Below are 4499 nucleotides of genomic sequence, written 5' to 3' on the forward strand. Positions count from 1 at the left end.
GCACTGCCAATGCAACCGCGTCTATTGGCCGAGCGCATGACCGTCGCTTACCAAGCGGCGCTACTCCTCCAACTCGCACCACCGCATGTGCACGACAACTTTTTGCGCACGCGTTTGGACGCCATGCGCGGCTCGCTGTTTGGTCATGTCCCGCCCGGCCAGACCGCGCGCCAGATTATCGAGCGCGCTTTCCCGAAGTAATTATTTAGAGGCGGCTGTTATGGAACAAGCAGAACAGAATCGTTTGATTGATAAAGCGCTTGAGCGTGAACAGCGGAAAGAGACCGAAGTCGGTCAGTCCGAGACACAATGGCCTGTGCGCGACTACTTCGATCCCGGCCGCTACCAACGAGAGTGGCAAATGATTCGTCGCCAACCGTTAATCGTAGCCCACGCGTCCGAAATCGCGCAGCCGGGGGACTACGTCGCCAAAGACTTAATGGGCACCCCGGTCATCGTGGTACGAGACGAACAGGGTAAAGCAAAGGTCCATATCAACGTCTGCCGACATCGAGGCGCAGCTTTGTTGCAGGAAAGCGAAGGCAGCGGATTATCCCGATTTCGATGCCCTTACCACGGCTGGTGCTATCAGCTCGACGGTCTGCTCACGAACGTGCCCGACCAGGCACGTAGCTTCCCGAACCTTGATAAAGCTGACCGACCGTTGACGTCACTTCCCTGCGCCGAACACCATGGCTTCATCTGGGCGATACCTGACCCTCTAGGTGAGGCTGGCGCCATACCCGATGTACCAGCCTTTCTCGGCCCGTCCTTGGATAACGAATTCGCAGCCTACGGGTTCGAGGAATACACGTACTATCGTCGCGAAAGCTGGGAAGGCGCTTTCAATTGGAAAAGTGGCGTCGAACAATTCCTCGAGAACTATCACTTTGCGGTATTGCATCGAGACAGCACGAATTGGCTGTTCATTCACAATCTCGCGCTGTGCGATCGCTTCGAACGTCACTTCCGGGGTGTGGCGCCCAAGCGCAGTATCCGTGATCTCGCAAACCAGCCTAGAGAGCACTGGTCATTGCGTCCAAACGCTACGATCATCTACACGATCTTCCCCGTCGCCACATTCTTCGTGGAGAAAAGCCACTTCAGCTTGCTGCAGATCTTTCCCATTGGTCCTGAGCGTAGCCGCATCGAAATCACTCACGTTGCGGGCCAAGACCAACTCAGTAAACGGCCCTTCTGGGAGGCCAATATCGATTTATTTAAGGCGGCGGTAAACGAAGACCTGGAAACGTGCGAAACAATGCAGGCCGGCTTCAGGTCCCGAGCTAACGATTATCTGATGTTCGGCCGCAACGAGATCGGCCTCGATCAATATCGCCGGTGCATCGAAGATGCGCTCGACACCGAAATCCAGCAAGCTTGAAAGTCACGGGCGTTTGCTCAGCCGGCAATATCCAACGCTGAATCTGCCACGTTGCCGTTGGCGAGGCCGGCGACCATTGAATCCGGCACGTCGCTCATATCTGCTTCGACGAGCGGCGAGCGAGCAAATAATTCGGCGGCCACGAGACCCCTATCATCCAGCTTGCACGATAGCTGCCACTGCGCCGCTTCGGCGAGCAACAATGCCTGGTAAGTTCGCGCCATACCCCACGCCAGACGCCGCGCATCGCAAGTTTTTGGTTGAGCGACCATGGGTCGCAGCTGACGAATCGCGTCGTCGATGCGCGCCTTGACGCCGTCCAGCGCGTCAATCGAAATGCCAGCATATCGGCGCCGTAGATCCGCCATGAAGGCCTCGCCGTATTCGGAATGGGCGAGTACTCGCATGACATCGTGCGCCAGCACCGAGGTCGTGCCTTCCCAGATACAGTGAACGTGGATGTTGCGAAACACACGCGGAATGCCGGTGTCTTCAACATAGCCGGCCCCGCCGAAGCTCTCGACCAGCTCACTGGCCGCCCAGATGCTCTCCCGCGCACAGGCCAGCTTGGTCAACGGCGCGAGCAAGCGCGACATCAAAGTGTCGCCACCGTGCTCCGCACTACCGATCGCGAGTGCGGCTTCCATGTTCAATGCGATCATTGCTTCATATTCGGCAGCAATCCGCGCGAGCCAGCGCTGATGGACTGGGTTGTGACACAGAAACGAGCCGAACGTATAGCGGCGCTGGGCGTAGTCGCGTGCCAAATCCAGCAGATAACCGACCCCGGCCGGGCCACCGAGTGACGCCCAAAGTCGCGCGATATTGAGCAAACCGCCGAGCTTGGCAGTGCCACGGCCGAGCTCACCGACTGGATGTGCAATCGCACCGACGAGATCCAACTCAGCGGTCGGCAAGGCGTGCGTGCCAAGCTTATCCTTCAAGCGGCGCACCTTGATACCATTCCAGTGACCGTCGGTCGTGCGCAGCTCGAGTAGAAACAACGATAGGCCCGCGCTGCCTTCAGATGCGTTCTCGGTACGTGCCAACGCCAGCGCCACGTCGGCCGTGGTTGCCGACGTAAACCATTTAGTACCGTGAAGCGACCATGAGCCGTCGCCATTGGGCCGGGCGACTGTGCTACTGCGGCTCACATCAGACCCACCTTCTTTTTCGGTCATCCATTGCCCCGCAGTCCAGGCGTCGCGGCGCGCGGTCAATCGCGGCACGTAACGCGAGGCGAGTTCCGGGTCATGCTGCGAAAGCACATGCGCCGCGCCGTCGGTCATCACCAAGGGGCAAGTCGCGACCGCGCTCGCGGGATCGAACAGGTTGACCAATCCAGCCTGCACGACGCGAGCGTAACGGCCAAAATGCGCCTGATGGGGCATGGCCACTAACCCTGCTTCCTGCCCGATACGCACCAGCTCAAGCCAAGCATCCTCGACCTGTATGTCATCGATTCGGTTTCCCCATGCGTCGTAGGGCACATGGTGTGGCGGATTGCGCTCAGCCTTGTCCGCCAGCGACGGCATCACACTAGCCGCGCACCGGCCCATCGTCGTGAATGCACTCGTAGCTTCGGCGAATATTTCCGCAGGTAGTACGCGTTCGAGCGTATGACGCAATGCCAGATCACTCAGAAATCGGTTCCGGACCCGGGGCGGATCCTGTGTAAAGTCAGTCATGATACGGGGCCATCCCCAGCTCACTCGGCTCGGGTATCGAACCGAGCGCGTTCGCGCAATAGCTGACAATCGTGTGTATCAACCGGTCTTCGTCACCGACCTCGGGTGGTTCACTCAGTGGTCCAATCAGTGCTTCCACGATGCCCCCGACCATGGCGGCCGCGACAACATCCTCGTCCTGGTCGGCGATTTCGCCGTCATTGATCCCCTCTCGTATGAGGGCTGCAAAGAGGCGCCGGTACGGCGCTCGAAAGCGTAGGCGGTCCTGTTCGATCTCGGTCTCGACGGGCTCGGCGAGCAACGCCCAGGCCAGCTGGCGTGCGGCCAGCGCACGATGCGCGAACGTTTCAATGACATAGCCGATACGCTCGCGCGCACTGCCAGGCTGGCGAGCCGCAGCTTCACAGGCTTCGATCTCATGTTCGGTCGCGCTCCGAAAGAGCTCATCGAACAATACGGCCTTCGAGTCGAAGTAGTTATAGATCAGACCGGTCGATACGCCCGCACGTTTCGCAATCGCGGGCACGCTGACAGCGCTGTAGCCGGCTTCGGCCACGAGGTTGCGTGCGGCACCGAGAATCCGTGCACGGCGCTCGGCGAGACGCGATTCCATTTTTTTCGTTCGACGATATGGCATATAAATAGTGAACCATCATTCAGTTCTTCTTGCAATACGCACTCGATGCGCTCTAGCCTGTATCCGAAAGTAGCGTCATCGAATGATTCGAGAACGCAATAAGGTCGAGTGGGAGGATCTATGGCTAAGCAAGCGGACTACGCATTTGGGTGGTTTCAGGTGTGCTATAGCAACGAGCTAGGGGTTCGTCATGTGCGCCCCTTTCACGCGTTTGGCCGGGAGTTCGTGCTATGGCGTGACGAGGAGAGACAGCCTCATTTGATGCAGGCGTACTGCCATCATCTCGGCGCCCATCTCGGCCATGGCGGTACGGTTTGTGACGGCGTACTGCACTGTCCTTTCCACGGATGGCAATACGATGGCAACGGCCAGTGTGTGGCTATTCCGTATAGTCCGGACGCCAAGCTTAATGGCCGCCATATTGAGGCGCTACCGATTAAAGAACGTAACGGCACGATTTGCGCTTGGTACCACCCTTGCGGCGAACCGCCTTCGTTCGACGTACCGGTATTAGAGGAATGGCGCGCCTCGGGTTGGTCGCGCTATCGCCGACAGTATTGGGAGGTCGATACAGAATGGCGCGAGATCCAAGAGAACATCGTTGACAGCACCCACTTCCACTATCTGCACGGTGTGAACAGTCTTGCCGATGTCCGACGTTGTGAGCCGGTTGGCCATATCCTGAATGTCGATATTCATCACCAGTTCCGCACACCACACGGAGTACGTGTCAACGCCGACTGAAAAGTGACCCCTTTTGGTCTTGAAACGCCGATTGAAAATTGACCCC

Annotated in this window: 4 protein-coding genes and 1 pseudogene; 3 read left to right on the top strand and 2 right to left on the bottom strand. The window is 58.4% G+C overall.

Annotation, left to right across the window (positions count from 1 at the left end):
• Positions 1-201 (top strand): annotated as a pseudogene (locus C41B8_RS20765) (DNA alkylation response protein); the annotation flags it as partial.
• Positions 202-220: 19 nt separating this feature from the next.
• Positions 221-1384: an aromatic ring-hydroxylating oxygenase subunit alpha gene (locus tag C41B8_RS19035; RefSeq protein ID WP_198025307.1), complete on the top strand. Its 1164-nt coding sequence runs from the start codon at positions 221-223 to the stop codon at positions 1382-1384.
• Positions 1385-1401: 17 nt separating this feature from the next.
• On the opposite strand, the gene C41B8_RS19040 is transcribed toward C41B8_RS19035, so the two are convergent.
• Together C41B8_RS19040 and C41B8_RS19045 are read right to left on the bottom strand one after the other, a co-directional pair.
• Complete coding sequence (locus tag C41B8_RS19040) at positions 1402-3072, bottom strand: acyl-CoA dehydrogenase family protein (protein ID WP_084189213.1); 1671 nt, start codon at positions 3070-3072, stop codon at positions 1402-1404.
• Positions 3065-3709 (bottom strand): TetR/AcrR family transcriptional regulator, encoded by a 645-nt coding sequence (locus tag C41B8_RS19045; protein WP_037341949.1) that lies wholly within the window; start codon positions 3707-3709, stop codon positions 3065-3067. Before C41B8_RS19045 ends, C41B8_RS19040 begins: the two co-directional genes overlap by 8 nt.
• Positions 3710-3829: 120 nt before the next feature.
• Here C41B8_RS19045 and C41B8_RS20285 point away from each other — a divergent pair, with 120 nt between their 5' ends.
• Positions 3830-4453 (top strand): Rieske 2Fe-2S domain-containing protein, encoded by a 624-nt coding sequence (locus C41B8_RS20285; protein ID WP_084189214.1) that lies wholly within the window; start codon positions 3830-3832, stop codon positions 4451-4453.
• Positions 4454-4499 lie beyond the last annotated feature (46 nt).

The sequence above is a fragment of the Salinisphaera hydrothermalis C41B8 genome (genome assembly GCF_000732535.1).
Classification (GTDB): domain Bacteria; phylum Pseudomonadota; class Gammaproteobacteria; order Nevskiales; family Salinisphaeraceae; genus Salinisphaera; species Salinisphaera hydrothermalis.